Source organism: Mycobacterium sp. (assembly GCF_040509115.1).
GTDB lineage: Bacteria > Actinomycetota > Actinomycetes > Mycobacteriales > Mycobacteriaceae > Mycobacterium.
Window position 1 is genome coordinate 1 of the sequence record NZ_JBEVLO010000561.1, and the last position, 21849, is coordinate 21849.

Consider the following 21849-nt stretch of genomic DNA (forward strand, 5'->3'; position numbering starts at 1 on the left):
CCTGGGGGAAGCGTTCATGCAGGGCGACGGCGACGATGAGTTGGTTGGAGGCGGCGCCGGGGTGACGCGTTGGGTGGCTCCGACGTGGGCGGCGACGGCGTCGAAGTTGTCCAGGCACCATTGGTCGCGATCCGCAGACCCGGACGCGGCGTAGGCCTCGGCGAGCATGGCGGCCTCCGCCGCGACCTTGCGGGCGCATGCGGCGGACTCCACCCGCGCCCACCCCGAGAGCGCCCCGGCACCTGAGGTGCCGGTCGTCGCGTCCACCAGCCTGTCGAACATGATCCCAGTTTAGGACGCGGGTACGACGAAAGGCGTTCTGCTACAAGCGCTCTGTGGAAAACCCACCAGCCTGTGGGCAACCCCGACCAGGCCACCGGAATTGTCGGAGCCGCGTGCTAGAGCCGTTGACCCATTCGGGGCGCTAGTCCGCGACCGTCAGCCAGTCGGCGAAGCCCGACGGGTCGTGGCGGCCGAGCGCGCCGTGCTCGAAGAGGCCCCAGCCCTCGGCGGGAGCGCGGTTGCCTTCGGTGCACAGCGCCCGGCCGACGTGGTCGATCACGCCGAACCCGGCCCGCCCCACGATCGCCGGGTCGGTCATGTCGTAGGTCAGACGTTCGGTGAACTTCTCGCCCTTCCACGTGCCGTGGATCCAGTCCGAGTCGCCGCCGTAGCCGCCGCCGACGTGAATCGGCACGGGCAGCTTGGATTGCACCTCTAAGTGCACCGGCGATCCGTCGAGCGCGGTGGCGTCGATGCTGGCGCCGGTCGGGATTCGCGTCCCCGAGGTGTAGTGGATCTTGACGCGCGGCCACCCCAGTTGTTCGACGCGTCCGTCCTTCCAGATTCGCGTGCAGTCGTTGAGCGAGCGGAACCCGCTGGGATCCTCCTGGATGATCAGTACGATCGAGAAGTCGTCGAACGCCATCGGCACGTACAGCCACCACATGCCCTCGAACGGCGGATCCGCCGGCCGCCCAGCGGGTTCGGCCTCACCGATCGGTCGGATCCCCCACGACCTGTCACGGGAGCCGATCCACACCGACGGGTCGACGGTGATCTCCTCACCGTCGATCGCGACCTTCCCGCTCCACGATCCCAGTTGGGCGAACCGCTGCGCGTCGAGCGTCACCCGGTTACCCGCGCGCAGGACGTGCGGCTGCTCCTGAACGACGTCGAAGAGGCCGTTCCACGTCAGGTCGACGGCCATGCCCTCGGTCTCGTCCATGACGATGCGCAAGCGACGCAACGGTTCCTGCACCTCGATCCGGTAGCCCAGCACGTGCTGGTTGAGCCGATCCTGGTCGATCGCGTCGGACAGGTGCACTGCGGTTTGTACGTCACCGCGCCGCACCAGCACGAACGCGTCCTTGACGCCCAGATTCGGGTAGTACCCGATGCCGGTGATCAGGAAGATGTCGCCGCTACGGTCGTGGGCGTTGTAGTACGACCGGTCGTAGAAGTTGCGATCGGACGAGCCCGGCCACGCGATGGGCTTGGGGATCTGGTGAATGGGATATTCGTCCATCGGCCCGAGCATCAGTTGCCCTCTCCCTCTTCCCGGCTCGCTTCGCTACTGCCCTCCGGAACCAGGAGTCGGCGGAGCAGCGAGGCGTGGTAGAACATCGACTCCACGTCGTCGGGCTTCTCGATCTCGCCGAACCGCACCCGGCGAGCTCCGGTCCGCATGAACACGCAACACCAGATCACCCCGGAGTAGACGTAGAACCAGCGCATGTCGCCCAGCGTCACGCCGGTCAGCTCCCGATACGTGGCGCGCACGTCGTCCTCGCGCATCACGTCGGGCAGACCGGGCAGGCCCGCCAGCCCCGCGAGTTCCTGAAAGACCATGTGCGCGAATATCATCCACGCGACATCCAACTCCCGGGGGCCGACGGTCGCCATCTCCCAATCGAGCACCGCGACGGGGCGGAAGTCTTCGTACAACACGTTGCCGACGCGTGAATCACCCCATGTGAGAACGGGTTCGGTGGCTGCGGCAGCGGTGGGAAAGTTGTCGTCAAGCCAGGCCAGCGCCGCCTCGACGAGCGCTGAGCGGCCGATGTCGGGCACGGCGAATTCGTACCAATCCTTGAGCCAACCGAAGTGGCGGTGCAAAGGTGTGTCGCCGGGGGGATCGACGTCGGTGAGGAATCCGAACGTCCTCTCGGCGTCCGGGATCGCGTGCAACTTCGCAAGTACGTCTACGGTGGCGTCCTGCAGCTCCCGCTGACGCTCGACGGGTGCGTCGGCGAACCAGTTGCCGCCGAACGTGTATGGCATGACGTCGGGCGGCACGATGCCCGCCACGTGATCCATCAGGAAGAACGGCGTCCCAAGCACTTCGCCCGTGGTCTCCATCCAGCGGACGCGGGGGACCGGAACGTCGGTCAGCTCACCGACGAGGCGGATGACGTCGAACTGGTGGTCCAGCCGATAGGCGGAGAACACCGGGACGTCGGCGGCGCTCGGGGCCACGCGGGCCACCCACTTCTGCTCGATCGGCTGGCCGTCCTGCTCCCACTTGCCGGTCAGGATGATCGTCTCCGAGGACATCCCGTTGGCGTCGACGCCGCTCTCCACGGTGACGTCGGGGGCCGTGCCGCCGGGCATTACGGTGGCGAGCCACTGCGACATCACCGAGGGCAAGGTGGTGACGTCTCGGGAGGAGTGCTGTAGGCGGCTGACGTCTTCGACAGCCGGTTCGTTGGCCACGGTTCAACCCTTCGTGCAATTACGATACGGTGAGTAGCGTTATGAAAGCAGACCCGGGTGAGGTTGACAAGACCCCTTCCGCGGGCCGCCCCCGCGACCCGCGGATCGACGCTGCCATATTGGCGGCCACAGCGGATCTGCTCGTCGAAATCGGCTATCCGAACCTCACGATGGCTGCCGTCGCCGAACGCGCGGGCACCACGAAGACGGCGCTGTACCGGCGGTGGTCCAGCAAGGCCGAACTGGTGCACGAGGCCGCATTCCCGGTGGCGCCTACCGCATTGGACGCACCCGAGGGTGACATCGTCGCCGACGTCAGCGCCATGGTCGCGGCCGCCCGCGACGTCTTCACCAGCCCCGTCGTCCGGGCCGCGCTTCCCGGCTTGATCGCCGACATGGCCGCCGACCCCGATCTCAACGCCAGGGTCATGAGCCGCTTCGTCGGTCTCTTCGGAGTCGTCCGGGAACGCCTGGTGCACGCCGTCGCCCGTGGCGAGGTGCATGCCGACGTGGATCCCGACCGTCTCATCGAGATCGTCGGCGGGGCAACGCTCCTACGGATGCTTCTCGACCCTGAGGGACAGCTGGGTGACACCTGGGTGGAACAGACCGCCGCCATCATCAGTCACGGCGTCAAGGCCTGAGCAGGGCGATCAACGGGTCGAGTGGCGCCATCTGGCTGGTGCGCCACGCAGACCGGCCGCCTCCCACCTCGCGTTAGCTGGCTGCGTCGATGCTGCGAATCCCGGTAGCTGCCGTCATCGATGGTGCGCGTGGGGAAACCCAGTACCGTTCATGTCATGTACGTGCAGCTGACCCTGAACGACGAGGACGGGGTGCCCGAGGTCTACTCCACCCCGCCCTGGACGGACGACGCCGACGGACGGGCCGAAACCGCCCGCGTCGTCGTGGACCCGGTCGGCAGACCGGAAGGCGATCGCGCAGGGGTCCTGCTGACGATGACGATCGGTGAGGCGCTCGTCCTGGGTCGGCGAATCACCGAGATCGCGGAGCTGGCCGCCGAGGGCCAGTTCAGCAGGCGCGGTACCCAGTGGCGCAAGGAGGTCCAGGACCGCAAGCGGCGCGAGGCCTGGAACGTCCTGATGGCCGGATCGGACGACGAACCGCCGCGCGAGGGTTAGCTCGCTGCGGGCGGCGCGAAGAACTCCAGCGCCAACCCGTCGGGGTCACGGAAGCTGAGGCCGGACCCGTACGGCGCGTCGACGATGCCGCCGTGCTTGATGCCCAGTTCGTCGAGGCGGCTCTCCCACGTCTCCAGCTCAGCCCGGGACGCGCAGGCGAATGCGGCATGGTCCAGCCCGACGCGGAGCTCGCTGAAGTCGTCGGCGGCGGCGGGTTGCGTGTGCTGATGAAGACCGAGCAGCGTGTCGTCGGCGAGAGCGAACACCACGTGTCGGTAACCGGCGTCGGTGTCCTCGTCGATCACGGGGTCCTCGCCGATCAGCTGGCGGTACCACGGTGCGCTGACGGACAGGTCTCGCACGGTGAGTGCGACGTGGGTGAGGGCGGGAAAGGTGGGCATGTGAACGTCCTTGTTCGTTGGATCCATCGCCATGGACACGGAACGCCATGCCGGATGGTTCGAACGTATGGCGATCGCGTCGCACTCGCACCCACCGATCGGAGGGTCTACGGATGCAAGGCGCCAAGCAACTGATTGAAGGCCTCGCTCATCGATGGGTGGGTGTAGATCCCGTCGCGAAGCGCCGTGGCGGTGATGCCGTGCCGCATCGCCAGGGCGACGAGATTGATGACCTCGTGGGAGTCGTAGCTCAACAACGCGGCGCCGAGAATCTGGTCGGTGGCCGCGTCGACGATCACCTTCATCATCCCGTCGGGCTCGGAGACGATGCGGGCCCTTGGCACCGTTGCCATGTCGGCCACCCGCAGGGCCGCCGTTCTGACGGACAGGCCGGCCGCCTCGGCCTCGCGCTGGGTGATGCCGACCCGCGCCAGCGGTGGCGTCATGAACAACGCGTAGGGGACCGCGACGCGGTCGGACGTGCTGCGGGTCCCGCCGCCCGCCAACTGATCCAGGACGATGCGATAGTCGTCGAGCGAGACGTAGGTGAACTGCGGCCCACCGTTGACGTCCCCGACGGCGAAGACGTGCGGCTGACTGGTCCGAAGGTACTCGTCGGCGACGATCGAGCCGTCCAGTCGCGTCGCGATGCCGGCGGCCTCTAGCCCGAGGCCTTCGGTGACGGGCTTCCGCCCCAGCGCGACCAGCACCTTGTCGGCCGGAAGCTCTTGCGGCGCACCATCCTTCGCGTAACGCACCAACGCCGCATCGGCACCGTCCTCGACGGCGGTGACCTGCGCCGACGTGACGATCGTTACGCCCGCCCTGGCCAGGATCGCCCTGGCGGATTCGGCGACGTCGTCATCCTCGTTGCCCAGGATCGCCTCGTGCCGTTCGATCACGGTGACCTCGGAGCCGTAGGCGGCGTACATCGCCGCGAACTCGAGCCCCACGTAGCCGCCGCCGAGCACGACCAACCGGCGCGGCAACTCCTCGGTGACGAGAAGGTCGGTGCTCGTCACCGTGCGGGGATTGGCTCGCAGGCCCGGAATGTCGGGGATCGTTGGCTCCGACCCGGTGCCGACCACGATGGTTCCGCCCGCCACGGTCACCGTCGCATCGTCGAGCTCCACCTGGACGGTGTGCGGATCGAGGAACCGGGCGTGGCCCGTGAGCACGGTCGCGGTGGGGATGGTGTCTATCATCGCGAAGTTGGTGGCCCGCAACTCGTCGGTGAGGTCCGCGGTGGCGTGTACCGCCGCCTCGTATGCCGCGGGCCGCGGCGGGTCGGTGATCTGCTCGGCGCGGAACACCATCGACTTGGTGGGCACGCAGCCGATGTTGATGCACGTGCCGCCGTACATTCGGTCGGACTGCTCGATCATCACGACTCGCTTGCCCTGTTTGCCGAGGGTGGCGGCAAGTGTCTTGCCGCCCTTGCCGAATCCGATGACGACGAGGTCGGCGTCGATGTCCGCGAGGGGCTGGGTCACCGCCCGAACGCTAGCCCACGAACTCGTGCGCGATGTTGGCCAGGTCCAGCACGGGCTGCGGCAGGGCGCCCAGCACCAGGGTGATGGCTGCCGTGAGGGTCACCGTCGCCATGCTCAGCATGCTCGGCACGACCACCGTGGGGCCGTCCTCGGGAGGGTCGGTGAAGAACATCAGGACGATCACCCTGACGTAGAAGTACGCGGCCACCGCGCTGGCGCAGACACCGACGATGACCAACGGCGCCGCACCGCCCTCGGCGGCGGCCTTGAAGACCGCGAACTTGCTGACGAAGCCACTGGTGAGGGGAATGCCCGCGAAGGCGAGTAGGAACAGTGAGAACACCACTCCCACCAAGGGGTGGGTGCGGCCAAGTCCGGCCCATCGCGACATGTCGGTCTCCTCCTCGCCCGCGGCGTTGCGCACCACGCTGACGACGGCGAAGGCGCCGAGAGTGCTGAAACCGTAAGCGAAGAGGTAGAACAGCGTGGCGGCGACGCCGCTGTCGTTCAGCGCGATGACACCGGTCAGGATGAATCCGGCGTGCGCGACCGACGAGTAGGCGAGCATCCGCTTGACGTCGCTCTGCGACACCGCGGTCACCGTGCCGACCACCATCGTCAAGATCGCGATGCCCCACATCAGCGGTCGCCAGTCGTCCTCGAATCCGGGAAGCGCAACGTAGAAGATCCGCAGCATCGCCCCGAAGGCGGCGATCTTGGTGGCTGCGGCCATGAACGCCGTGACTGGAGTGGGCGCACCTTGGTACACGTCGGGAATCCACGAATGGAACGGCACCGCTCCAACTTTGAACAGCACACCGACCGTCAGCAAGCCGATGCCGACCACCGCCAGTGTCGAGCTGTCCGGGTCGGACGCCGCCTCGGCGGCGATGCCGCTGAGGCTCAACCCACCCGAATACCCGTACAACAGCGCGACGCCGTACAGGAAGAACGCCGAGGAGAAGGCACCGAGCAGGAAGTACTTCAGCGCCGCCTCTTGCGAGAGCAACCGACGGTGACGGGCCAGACCGCACATCAGATACAGCGGCAGCGAGAACACCTCGAGGGCGATGAACATCGTCAGCAGATCGTCGGCAGCGGGGAACAGCATCATCCCGCCCAGCGCGAACATCGTCAGGGGGAAGATCTCGGTTTGTGCCACACCGGCTTTGGTCGCCAACTTCTCGGCGACGCTGCCGGGAACGGTCGACGCCTGCGGGGTGAACGCATCGAGTCCGCTGGCTCCGTCGTTCGCGTCGACCTCGGAGGCGATCCGCCGTTCGGCGATCAAGAGGGTGCCGAGAATGCCGATCAGCAGCAACGTGCCCTGCAGGAAGAGGGCGGGCTTGTCCAGCGCCACGGCGCCCACGACCGCGGTCGCGCCGACGGCCGAGCCGAGGTCGATCCATTCCTTGACGACGGCGACGAACGCGACGAGCTGGCCACCGATGGCCAACGTCAACTGGACGCGGTACCGGACGCTGCGAGGGAGGAACGCCTCGACGAGTACGCCCGCGACGGCGACGCCGAAGATGATCAACATCGGTGAGAGCAGCCCGTATTCGACTGAGGGCGGGGTCATGTTCACTTCGCGGGCCCTCTTCCGAATTGCTCCTCGCGTCCGCCTTCGGCGACGCGGGGGGCGGGATCCTGTTGGCCGATGGTGCTCAGCGTGTGCCCGACGGCCGGATCGATGATGTCCAGCGCTGGTTTCGGATAGACCCCGAGCACTAGGAGAAGCGCGATCAGCGGTGCCACCACCACCAACTCGCGCGGCACCAGATCGGGCAGCTTGTCGTTCCCGGGGGCGACGGGGCCGGTCATCATGCGCTGATACATCCACAGGATGTAGATGGCCGACAGCACCAGCGCGGACGCCGCGAACACGGCGAGCACCGGGTAGGTGGTGAAGGTGCCGATCAGTACCAGGAACTCACTGATGAAGGGCGCAAGGCCCGGCAGCGACAGCGTCGCCAACCCGGCGACCAGGAAGGTGCCGGCGAGCACCGGCGCCACCTTCTGCACCCCACCGTAGGAGGCGATCGCGCGGGTTCCCCTGCGCGACACCAGGAATCCCGCAATGAGAAACAGAGCCGCCGTCGAGATGCCGTGGTTCACCATGTACAGCGTCGACCCGGACTGACCCTGGCTGGTCAGCGCGAAGATGCCCAGGATGATGAAGCCGAAGTGCGAGATGGACGTGTAGGCGATCAGTCGCATCACGTCGGTCTGGCCGATCGCCACGACGGCGCCGTAGATGATCCCGATCACCGCGAGCGTGATGATGAACGGCCGGAACGTCATCGACGCGTCGGGGAACAGCTGCAGACAGTAGCGCAGCATTCCGAAGGTGCCGACCTTGTCGACGACGGCCATCATCAACACCGCCGTGGCGGGTGTCGACTCCACGGCCGCGTCGGGGAGCCAGCGGTGGAATGGCCACAGCGGCGCCTTGACCGCGAATGCGAACATGAATCCGAGGAATAGGGCGTTGAGCACCACCGGGTTGATGTTCAGGCTGCCGTCGGCCACCGCGTCGACGATCGCGCGAAAGTCGAAGGTGCCTGCGTCGAACGCAGGACTCTTGGCCGTCGCGACGTACAACCCGATGACCGCCGCCAGCATGATCAGGCCGCCGAAAAGGTTGTACAGCAGGAACTTCACGGCCGCCTTGGACCGGTCCGCGCCGCCGAATCCACCGATGAGGAAGTACATCGGGATCAGCATTGCCTCGAAGAACACGTAGAACAGCAGGACGTCCAGCGCGACGAGCGAGATGAGCACCATGCCCTCGACCGCCAACGTCAGCGCCATGTAGGTATGCGCGGAGCGGGCTTGATCGCCGCCGTCGTTCCAGCCCGCGACGATCAGCAGCGGCACCAGCACGGCGGTGAGCACCACCAGAGCCAGGGCAATGCCATCGAGTCCGAGGATGTAGCCGGTGCCGAAGGACGGGATCCACTCGTGGTCTTCGACGAACTGGTACTGGGCGCCCGCCGGGTCGAACGTGACGGCCAGCGCCACCGTGATCACCAGCACGATCAGTGAAAGGACCAGCGCCAGGTACTTCGCCAGATGCCTTGCGGCCGAAGGCAACAGGATGACGACTGCGGCGCCGAACATCGGCACGGCCCACAGGATGGTCAACCACGGCATTCCGGTCACCAGACCTTCACCACCAGGATCGCGGCGACCACCAGGGCGGCGCCTGCGAGCATCGACAGGGCGTACGAGCGGGCGAATCCGGTCTGCAGCCTCCCCAGCCGCGTCGAGGAGCCACCGACCAGATTCCCAAGGACCCGCGAGACGTCGTCGATGCCTTCGTCGTCGATCTCGACGAGCCCCCGTGTCACCGTCTGGCCGGGTCGCATCAGCAGGTCCTCGTTGAGGGCGTCGCCATAGAGATCCCTGCGCGCCGCGACCGTCAGTGCGGACACGTCGTCGGGGGCCGTCTCGGGGATGGCCCGCATCGCGTACATGCGGTAGGCGATGCCAATGCCGACCGCGACGACCGCGAGGGTGATGGCCGTCATCGCCCAGACCGGGATCGCATGGTGCAGCTCCTCGGCGCCGACGACCGGTTCGAGCCAGTGCTCGAGGGTGCCGCCGATGGCCAGCAGAGCGCCGGCACCCACCGATCCGATCGCCAACACGATCATCGGTCCTGTCATGCTGACCGGTGACTCGTGGGGATGGGGCTCCACCATCTCTCCCGTCGTTTCGCTCGCCAGGGGCTTCCACCGCTTCTCCCCGAAGAACGTCATCAGCATCACCCGCGTCATGTAGAACGCCGTGATACCCGCGCCCAGCAACGCCGCGCCACCGAGCAGGGCCCCTCTGACCCCGCCCGCGGCGAAGGCGGTTTCGATGATGGCGTCCTTGGAGAAGAACCCGGCGAAGGGCGGCACGCCGATGATGGCGAGGTAACCCAGTCCGAACGTGACGAAGGTGATCGGCATGAAGGTCCGCAGTCCGCCGAAGCGGCGCATGTCGGTCTCGTCGTCCATGCCGTGCATCACCGAACCCGCACCGAGGAACAGGCCCGCCTTGAAGAAGCCGTGGGTGATGAGGTGCATGATCGCAATCGCGTAGCCAGCGGGTCCGAGGCCCGCCGCGAGCACCATGTACCCGATCTGCGACATGGTCGACGCGGCGAGGGCCTTCTTGATGTCATCCTTCGCACACCCGATGACGGCGCCGAACAACAGGGTGACCGCGCCGACGATGACGACGCCCGTGCGGGCATCGGGGGCAAGGTCGTAGACGGGGCCGGAGCGCACGATCAGGTACACGCCCGCGGTGACCATCGTCGCCGCGTGGATCAGCGCTGAGACCGGCGTCGGGCCCTCCATCGCGTCGCCGAGCCATGACTGCAGCGGCACCTGCGCCGACTTGCCGCACGCGGCCAGCAGGAGCAGCAGACCGATGGCCGTCAGCGTGCCCTGCGTCATCTGCCCCGCGGCGTCGAAGACACCTGCGTACGAAACGGTTCCGACGGTCGCGAACATCACCATCAACGCGAGCGCCAGACCGATGTCACCGACCCGGTTGACCACGAACGCCTTCTTGGCCGCCGTCGCGGCAGAGGGCTTGTGCGCCCAGAAGCCGATCAGCAGGTACGACGCCAAACCGACGCCCTCCCAACCCATGTAGAGCCCGAGGTAATTGTCGGCAAGGACGAGAAGGAGCATGGCCGCCACGAACAGGTTGAGGTAGGCGAAGAAACGCCTGCGTTCGGGGTCGTGGGCCATGTATCCGACTGAGTACAGGTGGATCAGGGAGCCGACGCCGGTGATGAGCAGCACGAAACACACGGAGAGCTGGTCGAGTTGCAGACCGAAGTCGACCCGTAGCGCCCCGACCGGCACCCAGCTGAACAGGTGCTCGTGGATCGTGCGGTCCTCACTCGATCGACCCAGCAGCCCGACGAATAGCACGGCGCCCACGGCGAAGGACGCCAATGCCGTTGCGCAGCCGAGCAGATGCCCCCAGGCATCGGTGGCCCGGCCGCCGAGCAGAAGGATCGCCGCCCCGATCAGCGGAAGCGCTATCAGCAGCCACACGGGAAGTGTCATGGCGCCGCTCAAACCCTTCTCTTCTTCGCGCGAGCGCTCATCACGTCTTCACTCTTCTTCGCGCGAGCGCTCATCAGTTCTTCAACAGGTTCGCCGCATCGACCGAAGCCGACTTCCTGGCCCGGAAGATGGTCATGATGATCGCGAGCCCCACCACCACCTCGCACGCGGCGACCACCATGGTGAAGAACGCTACGACCTGCCCGTCCAAGTGCCCATGCATCCGCGAGAACGTGACGAAGGCCAGGTTGCAGGCGTTGAGCATCAACTCGACGCACATGAACATCACGATCGCGTTGCGCCGCAACAGCACTCCCGCCGCACCGATGGTGAACAGGATCATCGACAGGTACAGGTAGTTGTCGGGATTCACTTGGGCGCCCCGTTCCTCGACGCCGACATGCTCCGCGGCGGCAGAATGCTACTGATCGAGGTGGCGGCATCGGAGCCGTCGGGCAGCCGGGCGGGCAGATCTACGGCATTGTGCCTGGCGTAGACGCCCGGGCTGGGCATCGGCGTGGCATGGCCACCGGGCGCGAACCGCTCGACCGCGAGTTCGCGTTGCGTCTTGCGCTTGTCGACGCGCTCGCGGTGGGCCAGCACCATCGCACCCAGCGTCGCGGTGATCAACAGCGCGCTGGTGAGCTCGAACGCCCACAGATACCGGACGAAGATCAAGGCGGCGAGTCCTTCGACGTTGCCCCCGGCATTGGCGTCCGCGAGCCCGGTGAATCCGCCCACCGACACGTTGCCGACGCCCGCAATCACCAGCACGCCGAAGGCGGCGCCCGCACCGATTGCCGCGATGCGTTGTCCGCGAATCGCTTCCACCAGCGAGTCGGCCGAATCCACGCCGATGAGCATCAGGACGAACAGGAAGAGCATCATCACCGCGCCGGTGTAGACCACGATCTGCACGACGCCGAGGAACAGCGCGTCCTGGGCGATGTACAGGACCGCGAGGATGATCATCGTCACCGCAAGGAAGATCGCGGAGTAGACGGCCTTGGGGGCGACCACCACGGCGATCGCGCTGACGATCGCGAGCACGGCGAGGATCCAGAACGTCACCGCCTCCATGGTGGACGTCCGGTAGGCGGTCTCCGCGGCGAGGATTGCGAGTTCCGTTGTCACCGAACCGCCTTCTCGACGGTCTCGCGCGGCTCGACGTCGGGCTCGGTCGTCGCCGCCGGCGTCGAGGACTTCACGGTGGGCATGCCGAGCGAGGTGGCCAATCCGTCGGCCCGGACGTTGCCCCGGTAGTAGTCCTCGTCGGTGCTGCCGGGTGCCATCGCGTGGGGCGGCGCGGTCATCTCGGGCTTGAGGGGTTCCAGCAACTTGTCCTTGCCGTAGATCAGATCGGCGCGGTTGTCGTCGGCCATCTCGTAGTCGTTGGTCATGGTGAGCGCGCGGGTGGGGCAGGCCTCGATGCACAGCCCGCAGCCGATGCACCTCAAGTAGTTGATCTGGTACACCTGCCCGTACCGCTCACCCGGCGAGAACCGCGCCGCCTCGGTGTTGTCGGCGCCCTCGACGAAGATCGCGTCGGCCGGGCACGCCCAGGCGCAGAGTTCGCAGCCGATGCACTTCTCCAGACCGTCCTCGTACCGGTTCAGTTGGTGACGGCCGTGATAGCGCTTGGCGGTCGGGCCCGGCTTCTCCGGATAACCCTCAGTGACCGGCTTCTTGAACATCGTCTTGAACGTCACGCCGAAGCCGGCGAGGGCGTCGACGAGGTGTGGCCTCTTACCGGACATCGATGGCCTCCTTCACGGGAATGGGGGGTACCGGGAATGCGCCTGGTTCGGTCGATGGCGGGTCGGCGAGCCGCGAGGGCCGGGTCTGCTTGCGGCGCAACGTCCGCCACAGATAGACGAGCAGGAGGACACCGGCGAAGGCGCTCGTCGAGACCAGCACGGTGGCCCATCCCTCGTAGCCCTCGTTGCGCAGGGTGCGCACGACGGCGACCGTCATGATCCACGCGAGCGAGATGGGGATGAGGATCTTCCAGCCCAGGTTCATGAACTGGTCGTAGCGCAGTCGCGGCAGCGTCCCGCGCAACCAGATGAAGAGGAACAGGAACGTCCAGACCTTGAGGACGAACCACAGCAGCGGCCACCACCCGCTGTTCGCGCCGTCGATCATGTTGAACGGCCACGGGGCCTGCCAGCCGCCGAGGAACAGCGTGGTCGCCAGCGCCGAGACCGTCGTCATGTTCACGTATTCCGCGAGCATGAACATCGCGAACTTGAGCGATGAATACTCGGTGTGGAAGCCGCCGACGAGTTCACCCTCGGCTTCCGGCAGGTCGAACGGCGCACGGTTGGTTTCGCCGACCATCGACGTGACGTAGATCAAGAACGACGGCAGCAGCAGGAAGACGTACCAGAGCCCCTGCTGGCTGGCGACGATCTCCGAAGTCGACATGGTGCCCGAGTAGAGGAACACCGCCGCGAAGCACAGCGCCATGGCGATCTCGTAGGAAATCACCTGAGCGCTCGATCGCAGCCCGCCGAGCAGCGGATAGGTGGATCCGGATGCCCAGCCCGCCAACACGATTCCGTAGACGCCGATCGACGTCACGCCGAGGATGTACAGCACGGCGACGGGGAGATCGGTGAGCTGCAGCGGGGTCTGATGGCCGAAGACACTAACCATGCCACCCATCGGGATCACGGCGAACGCCATTATCGCGGGGATGACGGCGATCACCGGTGCCATCAGATAGATCGGTTTGTCGACGGCAGCCGGGATCAGGCCTTCCTTCAGCGCGAGTTTGACTCCGTCGACGAGACTCTGCAGCAGGCCGAACGGTCCAACTCGGTTGGGCCCGAACCGCATTTGCATCCGACCGAGTACCTTGCGCTCCACGAGGATCGCCACCAGCACCGTCAGCAGGCAGAACACGAAGACGCCCAGTGCCTTCCCAAGGACGATCCACCACGGGTCGTGGCCGAACGAACTCAGATCGGGGTATGTCATGCCCTCTCACCTTCGATCGAGATGGCGACGACGGCGCCGGGCGACGCGGCCAGTGCCGGAAGCACCTCGGCGCCTCGCGAATTGAGTGGCACCCACACCACGCGGTCCGGCATGTCGGTGACCTCCAGGACCAGCGTGACACTGCCTCGCGGTGTCGAGACGGTGACGGGCTCGCCGTCCCCGGCGCCGATCTCGGCGGCGGTCGCCGGTGAAAGCCTGACCACGCTCGGCCGCGCCGTACCGGCGAGGTGTGGTTCGCCGTCCTGAAGGCGGCCCGCGTCCAACAACATCCGCCAGCCCGCCAGCACCGCGTGGCCTGCGGTGGGGCGTTCCGGCTCCGGCACGGGAACGGTCGGTGCGACGGGCGGGGTGCCCTGCCACGATCCGAGTCGCTGGAGTTCGTCGAGCGCTGCGGCCGCATCGGGCAGGCCGAGGTCGACGCCGACCTCCTCGGACAGTGCTGCGAGCACGCGCATGTCGGAGGTGGCGTTCGGCGGGAGCGCGGGCGCGAAGGGACGGCCTCGCCCCTCCCAGTTGACGAAGGTGCCTCCCTTCTCGGTGACGGGGGCGACGGGGAAGACGACGTCCGCGCGGTCGGTGACGGCGCTCTGACGCAGCTCCAGGCTGACCACGAACGGTGCCGCCTCGATCGCTGCGAGGGCCGCAGCGGGGTCGGGAAGGTCGTCGACCTCGACACCACCGATCAAGAGCGCGCTCAGCGATCCGTCGGCGGCCGCGGTGAGAATGCCTGCGGTGTCACGTCCGGCGCGATCGGGGACCTCGTCCACGTTCCACGCCGCCGCCACGTCGCGGCGAGCCTCGGCGTCGGACAGTGGTCTGCCGCCCGGCAGAAGATGCGGTGCCGCACCGGCCTCCAACGCGCCACGCTCGCCTGCGCGCCGCGGAACCCAGCCAAGCCGTGCTCCGGTCGCCTCGGCGAGCCGGAGCGCGGCCGAGTAGGCGCCCGGTGACGTGGCGAGCCGCTCACCGACCAAGATCACCGCACCCGGCTGGCGCAGCAGGTCGTCGTCGCGCAGCGCGTCGAGCGCCGCAGCCTCCTCACCCGGTGCGGTGGCGATGAGCCTGCCCGCCAACTTCCCCAAGGCTCGCGTCGCATACGGCGCGATCGAAGTGACCGTGAGCCCGTGCTTGCGGACCGCCTTGCGGAGCCGCAGGAAGATGATCGGTGACTCCTCCTCCGGTTCGAAGCCGACCAGCAGCACCGCTGGCGCGGCTTCGACGTCGGCGAAGGTGACGGTCAGCGGCTGCCCGGCCACTGCGGTGGCGAGGAACTGCGCCTCCTCCTCGGAATGGGCCCGGCTGCGGAAGTCGATGTCGTTGGTACCCAACACGATTCTGGCAAACTTGGCGTAGGCGTAGGCGTCCTCGAGCGTCGAGCGGCCGCCCACCAGCACCCCGGCCCGGCCTTCGGCCGCCGTCAGCCCGCGGATGGCGACCGCGACGGCCTCCGACCAAGAGGCAGGCCGTTGGCTTCCGTCCGGGTCGCGCACGAGCGGGGTCGCGATGCGATCGCCCTGAACGGCGTAGGTGAAGGCCCAGCGACCCTTGTCGCAGTTCCACTCCTCATTGACCTGCGGATCGTCGCCGGCCAACCGACGCAGCACCCGCCCGCGTCGGTGGTCGGTGCGCTGGGCGCAGCCCGACGAGCAGTGTTCGCACACGCTGGGGGAGGAGACCAGGTCGAACGGCCGCGCCCGAAACCGGTAGGCGGTGCCGGTCAGCGCCCCGACCGGACAGATCTGAACGGTGTTGCCGGAGAAGTACGAGTCGAACGGGGTGTCGTTCGCGATGCCCACCTGCTGCAGCGCGCCGCGCTCCAGCAGTTCGATGAACGGGTCGCCTGCGATCTGATTGGAGAACCGGGTGCACCGCGCACACAGGACGCAACGTTCGCGATCCAGCAGCACCTGCGCCGAAAGATTGATCGGCTTGGGGAAGGTGCGCTTGACGTCGGTGAAGCGGGTGTCGGCCTGGCCGTTGGACATCGCCTGGTTCTGCAGCGGACACTCGCCGCCCTTGTCGCACACCGGGCAGTCCAACGGGTGGTTGATCAGCAGCAGCTCCATCACGCCGTGCTGGGCCTTGTCGGCGGCCTCCGACGTCAACTGCGTGCGGACCACCATGTCGGGGGTGACGGTGATCGTGCACGACGCCATCGGCTTGCGCTGGCCCTCGACCTCGACGAGGCACTGCCTGCAGGCGCCGACGGGTTCCAGCAGCGGGTGATCACAGAACCGCGGGATCTGGATGCCCATCAACTCGGCGGCACGAATCACCAACGTGCCCTTGGGGACCGAGATCTGGTGGTCGTCGATGGTCAGGGAGACCATCTCCACGTCGGGCTGGCCGGTGGTTGGCTGGGCCTTGTTCTCGGCGGTGGTCATCGGCGTGTCACCCTTCTCCTGCTCGCGAGGGGAGTCATACGCCCACCCCTTCCGGTGCTGCCAGCATCGAGGCGTGCGGATCGAACGGACAGCCGCCGTCCAGGTGCGCGAGGTACTCGTCGCGGAAGTACTTGATGGAGGACAGAATCGGGCTTGCCGCGCCGTCACCGAGTGCGCAGAACGACTTTCCGAAGATGGCGTCGGAGATGTCGAGCAGTTTGTCGATGTCGTCGCGCCGGCCCTGCCCGGTCTCCAGCCGCTCGTACATCTGCGCCAACCAGTACGTCCCCTCGCGGCACGGGGTGCACTTGCCGCAGGATTCGTGGGCGTAGAACTGGGTCCAGCGGCGCACCGCGCGCACCACGCACGTCGTCTCGTCGAAGATCTGCAGCGCCTTGGTGCCCAGCATCGAGCCGACCTTGGCCATGTTCTCGTAATCCAGTGGTACGTCGAGGTGTTCAGCCGTCAGCAGAGGTGTCGACGACCCGCCCGGCGTCCAGAACTTCAGCTCGTGCCCGGCACGGATGCCGCCTGCGTAGTCGAGAAGCTCGCGCAGCGTGATGCCGAGCGGCGCCTCGTACTGACCAGGCGTGGTGACGTGCCCCGACAGCGAGTAAAGCGTGAAGCCCGGCGACTTCTCCGATCCCATCGACTTGAACCAGTCGACACCACCGGTCATCACGGCGGGCACGCTCGCGATGGACTCGACGTTGTTGACCACCGTTGGGCAGGCATACAGACCGGCGACGGCGGGGAACGGTGGACGCAACCGCGGCTGCCCGCGTCTGCCCTCCAAGGAGTCCAGCAGCGCCGTCTCCTCGCCGCAGATGTACGCCCCCGCGCCGGCGTGCACCACCAGGTCGAGGTCGAAACCCGAGCCAAGGATGTCAGTGCCCAGAAATCCCGCCTCGTACGCCTCGGCAACGGCGGCCTGCAGGCGCCGTAGCACCGGCACCACTTCGCCGCGAACGTAGATGAAGGCGTGCCGGGCGCGGATCGCGTACGCCGCGATGATGGCCCCCTCGACGAGCACGTGCGGGGTGGCCATCATCAACGGAATGTCCTTGCACGTACCGGGTTCGGACTCGTCGGCGTTGATGACCAGGTAGTGCGGCTTCGCGGCCGCACCTTCCGTGCCCTGCGGAATGAACGACCACTTCTGTCCGGTGGGGAACCCGGCGCCTCCGCGGCCGCGCAAGCCGGAGTCCTTGACGAATCCGATCACCTCGTCGGGTGACATGTCCAAGGCCTTGTCGAGGGCCTGGTAGCCGTCGTGGCGTCGGTAGCAGTCAAGTGTCCACGATGCGGGCTCGTCCCAGTACCGGCTCAACACGGGTGTGAGCGTCACGGCTTGGCCCCATTCTTGGTCGGCACGTCGGCGGAGGGGCCAGGCGCAGGCTGGTCGCGGGCCGTTTCCTTCGCGATCTGCTCGTCGTCGGGTCCCTGGGCGGTCGAATGGGATTCAGACGGGCTAGGCGCCGACATGCCGCGCTCGCGTGCGACCCGCAGTCCGGCCAACGTGGCTTCGCCGGTGGGGGAGTCGTTGGAGCCCGGCCGCTGGTCGGCGAACCCGGCAAGGATCAGCGCGGTTTCGCGAAAGGTGCACAGCGGAGCGCCTCTGGACGGGGTGACGGTCTGACCGGAGCGGAGGTCGTCGACCAGATCCCTTGCCGACGATGGCGTCTGGTTGTCGGCGAACTCCCAGTTGACCATCACCACGGGCGCGTAGTCGCAGGCCGCATTGCACTCGACGTGTTCGAGGGTGATCTTGCCGTCCTCGGTGGTCTGTCCGGCGGGCACGCCGAGGTGGTCCTCGAGTGCCTCCAGGATGGCGTCACCCCCCATCACCGCGCAGAGGGTGTTGGTGCAGACGCCGACCAGGTACTCGCCGGTGGGGGTGCGGCGGTACATCGAGTAGAACGTGGCGACCGCCGTCACCTCGGCGGGGCTGAGATTCAACTGCGCTGCGCAGAAGGCGATTCCGGCGGGCGTGAGGTAGCCGTCCTGCGCCTGGACCAAGTGCAGCATCGGCAGGAGCGCGGACCGTGCCACCGGATACTTGGCGACGATCAGCGCAGCGTCGGCTGCCAGACGCTCGGTGACGTCGGCCGAGTACGTCTGCAGCCCAGCCGATATCGGCGGTCCAGGCTCATCGGGTAGGGGGCCAAGCCGTAGCTCCACCAGTGTCACCTGTCAACGCCTCCCATCACCGGGTCGATGGACGCCACCGCCGCGATCGCATCAGCCACCATGCCGCCCTCGCACATCGCCGCCACCGCTTGCAGGTTGGTGAAGGACGGATCGCGGTAGTGCACTCGGTAGGGCCGGGTGCCACCGTCGGACACCATGTGCACGCCGAGTTCTCCCCGGGGCGACTCGACGGCCACGTAGACCTGGCCCGCAGGCACCCGGATCCCTTCGGTGACCAGCTTGAAGTGATGGATCAATGCCTCCATCGAGCCGCCCATGATCTTGGCAATGTGTTCTGGCGAGTTGCCAAGTCCGTCTGGCCCCAGCTTGAGGTCGGCGGGCCAGGCGAGCTTCTTGTCGGTGATCATCACCGGACCCGGCTTGAGTTTGTCCAGGCACTGCTCGACGATCTTCAGCGACTCCCGCATCTCGCGGACGCGAATCATGTAGCGGCCGTATGCATCACACTCGTCAGTGGTGATCACATCGAATTCGTAGTCTTCGTAACCGCAGTACGGCTGGGCACGACGCAGGTCGTGCGGAAGACCGGTGGAACGCAGGCACGGCCCGGTGATGCCCAGCGCCATGCACCCAGTCAGATCCAGGTAGCCGATGCCCTGGGTGCGGGCCTTCCAGATGTAGTTCTCGTTGAGGAGGTCCTCCAGATCGGCCAGCTTGGCGGGCATGGTGCGCAGGAGTTCCTGGAGCAGCGGGATGGCCTCGTCAGGCAAATCGGTGGCGAGGCCGCCTGGCCGGATGTAGGCGTGGTTCATGCGCAGACCGGTGATGGTCTCGAAGACCGAAAGCACCTGTTCGCGTCCCAAGAAGCCAAAGAACATGGCTGACATGGCGCCCAGTTCCATGCCGCCCGTCGCCAAGGCGACCAGGTGGCTGGAGATTCGGTTGAGCTCCATCAGCATGACGCGGATGACGCTGGCCCGTTCTGGGATGTCGTCGGTGACGTCGAGCAGCTTTTCGACGCCGAGGCAGTACGCGGTCTCGTTGAAGAAGGGCGACAGGTAGTCCATCCGCGTCACGAACGTGACGCCCTGAGTCCAGTTGCGGAACTCCAGGTTCTTCTCGATCCCGGTGTGCAGGTAGCCGATTCCGCAACGGATCTCGGTGATGGTCTCACCGTCGATCTCGAGGATCAGCCGCAGAACACCGTGTGTCGACGGATGCTGCGGACCCATGTTGACGACGATGCGTTCGCCCGCGACGGAGCTGTCCCGCGCCGCCTTGACCACGTCCTCCCAGTCTTCACCGCCGACCGTGACCAGGGTTTCGGGCGGCTTGTTCTTCGAGCTCATCAGTTGTAGGACCTCCGCGCGTCCGGCGGTGGGATCTGAGCACCGTGGTACTCGACGGGAATGCCGCCGAGCGGGTAGTCCTTGCGCTGCGGGTGTCCGACCCAGTCGTCGGGCATCTCGATCCTGGTCAGCGATGGGTGTCCGTCGAAGATGATGCCGAAGAAGTCGTAGGTCTCGCGTTCGTGCCAATCGGTGGTCGGATACACCGAGAACAGCGACGGCACATGCGGATCGGCATCTGGCGCGGCGACCTCCACCCGGATCCGTCGGTTGTGGGTGATGGACATCAGCGGGTAGACCGCATGGAGTTCGCGGCCGGTGTCGCTGGGGTAGTGCACGCCGGAGACCCCCAGGCATAGCTCGAATCTGAGAGCTGCGTCGTTGCGCAACGCCTGTGCGACGGCGACCAGGTGTTCGCGTCGGATCTCCAAGGTGAGTTCCTTGCGGAACACCACGATGCGCTCGACGGCAGCGGCGAACGCCTCGTCGCCGAGCGCGAGGGCCAGCGCGTCGACCACCTCGTCGAAGTACTCGCCGTACGGTCGTGGGGAACTGCCGGGCAGTGCCACCTCGCGCACCAGCCTGCCGTAGCCCGACGTGTCCCCGCTGCCGGTGACGCCGAACATGCCGCGCCGAACGCGGATGACCTCGGGATCATCCCCGGCGAGAGCACCGTCGCCGTTCTCGTCCGTCATGTGCGCAACAACCCCTTGAGTTCGATGGTCGGCCTGGACGCGAGGGCGGCCTCCTCGGCCGCGGCGATGGCTTCGGCGCGGTTCACGCCAAGTGGCATTTCCTGGATCTTGTCGTGCAGCATCAGGATTGCGTTGAGCAGCATCTCGGGCCGCGGCGGGCAACCCGGCAGGTAGATGTCGACCGGCACCACGTGATCGACGCCCTGGACGATGGCGTAGTTGTTGAACATCCCGCCCGACGATGCGCAGACACCCATCGCCAGAACCCATTTGGGCTCGGCCATCTGGTCGTAGACCTGACGTAGCACGGGGGCCATCTTCTGGCTGACCCGCCCGGCGACGATCATCAGGTCGGCCTGCCGCGGGGTGGCCGAGAAACGCTCCATGCCGAATCGGGCGATGTCGAATCTGGGGCCTGCCGTGGCCATCATCTCGATGGCGCAGCACGCCAACCCGAAGGTCGCGGGCCACAGCGAGCCCTTGCGGACGTATCCGGCGACCTTCTCCAACGTGGACAGCAGGATGCCGCCGGGCAGTTGTTCTTCGAGTCCCATGTTTCAGATCAATCCCTTGGTCAGTCCCACGAGAGTCCGCCGCGCCGCCACACGTACGCGTAGGCGACGAAGACCGTGAGCATGAACAGCAGCATCTCGACCACGGCGAACAGGCCGAGCGAGTCGAACGCGACCGCCCACGGGTAGAGGAAGACGATCTCGATGTCGAACACGATGAACAGCATCGCCGTCAGGTAGTACTTCACAGGAAAGCGCTGACCGGTGGTTTCGTGGCCGGCCGACCCCGGCGCCATCGGTTCGATGCCGCATTCGTAGGCCTCGAGCTTGGCGTGGTTGTAGCGCCGCGGACCGATCACCGTGGCAATGACCACCGAAACGATGGCGAAACCGGCGCCGATCACGCCGAGTATCAGGATGGGTACGTAGGCGTTCATACCGCTATGTCGCTCCCTCGTTGGGCCGTCGATGTGAGCTGCAGCACAGCTTAGTCTCGTTAACCGTTGGCCCGGCGCATTTTGGATAGGATCCAGAGAAGCAGCTGGACGTCGGAGTCCCGTATCGCAGTCAATGCGAACGGTGAACGGCGACAGTGTGTTTCGTGCTGGTTACGGCGTGATGGAACGCAACAGTGACGCGACGGCCTCGCCAAGGCGAATCGGGTCTATCGGGTGGGAGACGGCGGCCTCCGCGCGTGACCACGAAGCCAGCCAGGCATCGTCTGGACGGCCGGTCAGGACCAAGATTGGTGGGCACTTGGCCACCTCGTCCTTGAGCTGCTTGGCCAGTCCCATTCCGCCGGTCGGGGTCGCCTCGCCATCCAGGATCGCCAGGTCGATGCCGCCCTTGTCGAGGTTGGAGACGACGACGGGCGCGGTCGCCACGTCCAGGTACTCCAGCTCGGGCAAGTCGGGGTGAACGCGCTTGCC

At 66.7% G+C, this 21849-nt stretch carries 21 protein-coding genes and 1 pseudogene; 2 read left to right on the forward strand and 20 right to left on the reverse strand.

Going from position 1 to position 21849, the window contains the following annotated elements; genetic code table 11:
* The 3 genes and pseudogenes from ABW137_RS37170 to ABW137_RS37180 form a co-directional block, all read right to left on the reverse strand.
* Positions 1-282 (reverse strand): annotated as a pseudogene (locus ABW137_RS37170) (hypothetical protein); the annotation flags it as partial.
* Between the two features lie 142 nt (positions 283-424).
* Entirely contained in the window at positions 425-1540 is a 1116-nt protein-coding gene (locus tag ABW137_RS37175) for an Rv3169 family protein (RefSeq protein WP_526408220.1), read from the reverse strand.
* On the reverse strand, positions 1540-2715 hold the full coding sequence (locus ABW137_RS37180) for a phosphotransferase family protein (RefSeq protein WP_526408222.1): 1176 nt from the start codon (positions 2713-2715) through the stop codon (positions 1540-1542). The genes ABW137_RS37175 and ABW137_RS37180 overlap by 1 nt, the downstream gene beginning before the upstream one ends.
* 41 nt (positions 2716-2756) lie before the next feature.
* Between ABW137_RS37180 and ABW137_RS37185 the strand changes: the two genes are divergently transcribed.
* Both ABW137_RS37185 and ABW137_RS37190 read left to right on the forward strand, forming a co-directional pair.
* Positions 2757-3359, forward strand: coding sequence for a TetR/AcrR family transcriptional regulator C-terminal ligand-binding domain-containing protein (locus ABW137_RS37185; protein WP_526408224.1), 603 nt, complete (start codon positions 2757-2759; stop codon positions 3357-3359).
* 156 nt (positions 3360-3515) lie between these two features.
* On the forward strand, positions 3516-3857 hold the full coding sequence (locus ABW137_RS37190) for a hypothetical protein (RefSeq protein ID WP_526408226.1): 342 nt from the start codon (positions 3516-3518) through the stop codon (positions 3855-3857).
* Here ABW137_RS37190 and ABW137_RS37195 read toward each other — a convergent pair.
* From ABW137_RS37195 to ABW137_RS37275, 17 genes are all read right to left on the reverse strand, one after another.
* Positions 3854-4258 (reverse strand): VOC family protein, encoded by a 405-nt coding sequence (locus ABW137_RS37195; protein WP_526408228.1) that lies wholly within the window; start codon positions 4256-4258, stop codon positions 3854-3856. The genes ABW137_RS37190 and ABW137_RS37195 overlap by 4 nt on opposite strands.
* Before the next feature lie 107 nt (positions 4259-4365).
* The gene (locus ABW137_RS37200; protein WP_526408230.1) at positions 4366-5751 is read right to left on the reverse strand and encodes an FAD-dependent oxidoreductase; all 1386 of its coding nucleotides are present in this window, start codon (positions 5749-5751) and stop codon (positions 4366-4368) included.
* Between the two features lie 10 nt (positions 5752-5761).
* Positions 5762-7333, reverse strand: a complete 1572-nt coding sequence (nuoN, locus tag ABW137_RS37205; protein ID WP_526408232.1) for an NADH-quinone oxidoreductase subunit NuoN — start codon at positions 7331-7333, stop codon at positions 5762-5764.
* A 2-nt stretch (positions 7334-7335) separates the two neighbouring features.
* A complete protein-coding gene (locus ABW137_RS37210) occupies positions 7336-8907 on the reverse strand; it encodes an NADH-quinone oxidoreductase subunit M (RefSeq protein WP_526408256.1) in 1572 nt (523 codons plus the stop codon).
* 5 nt (positions 8908-8912) lie between these two features.
* Positions 8913-10826, reverse strand: a complete 1914-nt coding sequence (nuoL, locus tag ABW137_RS37215) for an NADH-quinone oxidoreductase subunit L (protein WP_526408234.1) — start codon at positions 10824-10826, stop codon at positions 8913-8915.
* 73 nt (positions 10827-10899) lie between these two features.
* Positions 10900-11199 carry an NADH-quinone oxidoreductase subunit NuoK gene (nuoK, locus tag ABW137_RS37220; RefSeq protein ID WP_526408236.1) on the reverse strand — a complete coding sequence of 100 codons (300 nt, stop codon included), beginning with the start codon at positions 11197-11199 and terminating at the stop codon, positions 10900-10902.
* Positions 11196-11960 (reverse strand): NADH-quinone oxidoreductase subunit J, encoded by a 765-nt coding sequence (locus tag ABW137_RS37225; protein WP_526408238.1) that lies wholly within the window; start codon positions 11958-11960, stop codon positions 11196-11198. The genes nuoK and ABW137_RS37225 overlap by 4 nt, the downstream gene beginning before the upstream one ends.
* Positions 11957-12583 (reverse strand): NADH-quinone oxidoreductase subunit NuoI, encoded by a 627-nt coding sequence (gene nuoI / locus ABW137_RS37230; protein ID WP_526408240.1) that lies wholly within the window; start codon positions 12581-12583, stop codon positions 11957-11959. Before nuoI ends, ABW137_RS37225 begins: the two co-directional genes overlap by 4 nt.
* On the reverse strand, positions 12573-13808 hold the full coding sequence (nuoH, locus tag ABW137_RS37235) for an NADH-quinone oxidoreductase subunit NuoH (RefSeq protein WP_526408242.1): 1236 nt from the start codon (positions 13806-13808) through the stop codon (positions 12573-12575). The genes nuoI and nuoH overlap by 11 nt, the downstream gene beginning before the upstream one ends.
* On the reverse strand, positions 13805-16213 hold the full coding sequence (locus ABW137_RS37240) for an NADH-quinone oxidoreductase subunit G (protein WP_526408243.1): 2409 nt from the start codon (positions 16211-16213) through the stop codon (positions 13805-13807). The genes nuoH and ABW137_RS37240 overlap by 4 nt, the downstream gene beginning before the upstream one ends.
* 34 nt (positions 16214-16247) lie before the next feature.
* The gene (gene nuoF / locus ABW137_RS37245) at positions 16248-17561 is read right to left on the reverse strand and encodes an NADH-quinone oxidoreductase subunit NuoF (RefSeq protein WP_526408245.1); all 1314 of its coding nucleotides are present in this window, start codon (positions 17559-17561) and stop codon (positions 16248-16250) included.
* Entirely contained in the window at positions 17558-18394 is an 837-nt protein-coding gene (gene nuoE, locus ABW137_RS37250) for an NADH-quinone oxidoreductase subunit NuoE (protein ID WP_526408258.1), read from the reverse strand. The genes nuoF and nuoE overlap by 4 nt, the downstream gene beginning before the upstream one ends.
* 5 nt (positions 18395-18399) lie before the next feature.
* The gene (gene nuoD, locus ABW137_RS37255; protein WP_526408247.1) at positions 18400-19713 is read right to left on the reverse strand and encodes an NADH dehydrogenase (quinone) subunit D; all 1314 of its coding nucleotides are present in this window, start codon (positions 19711-19713) and stop codon (positions 18400-18402) included.
* Positions 19713-20408: an NADH-quinone oxidoreductase subunit C gene (locus tag ABW137_RS37260; protein ID WP_526408249.1), complete on the reverse strand. Its 696-nt coding sequence runs from the start codon at positions 20406-20408 to the stop codon at positions 19713-19715. The genes nuoD and ABW137_RS37260 overlap by 1 nt, the downstream gene beginning before the upstream one ends.
* Positions 20405-20962 (reverse strand): NADH-quinone oxidoreductase subunit B, encoded by a 558-nt coding sequence (locus ABW137_RS37265; RefSeq protein ID WP_526408251.1) that lies wholly within the window; start codon positions 20960-20962, stop codon positions 20405-20407. Before ABW137_RS37265 ends, ABW137_RS37260 begins: the two co-directional genes overlap by 4 nt.
* A gap of 20 nt (positions 20963-20982) precedes the next feature.
* The gene (locus ABW137_RS37270; protein ID WP_526408252.1) at positions 20983-21357 is read right to left on the reverse strand and encodes an NADH-quinone oxidoreductase subunit A; all 375 of its coding nucleotides are present in this window, start codon (positions 21355-21357) and stop codon (positions 20983-20985) included.
* Between the two features lie 171 nt (positions 21358-21528).
* Positions 21529-21849 (reverse strand): hypothetical protein (locus tag ABW137_RS37275; RefSeq protein WP_526408254.1); only part of this gene is annotated, 321 nt, incomplete at its 5' end.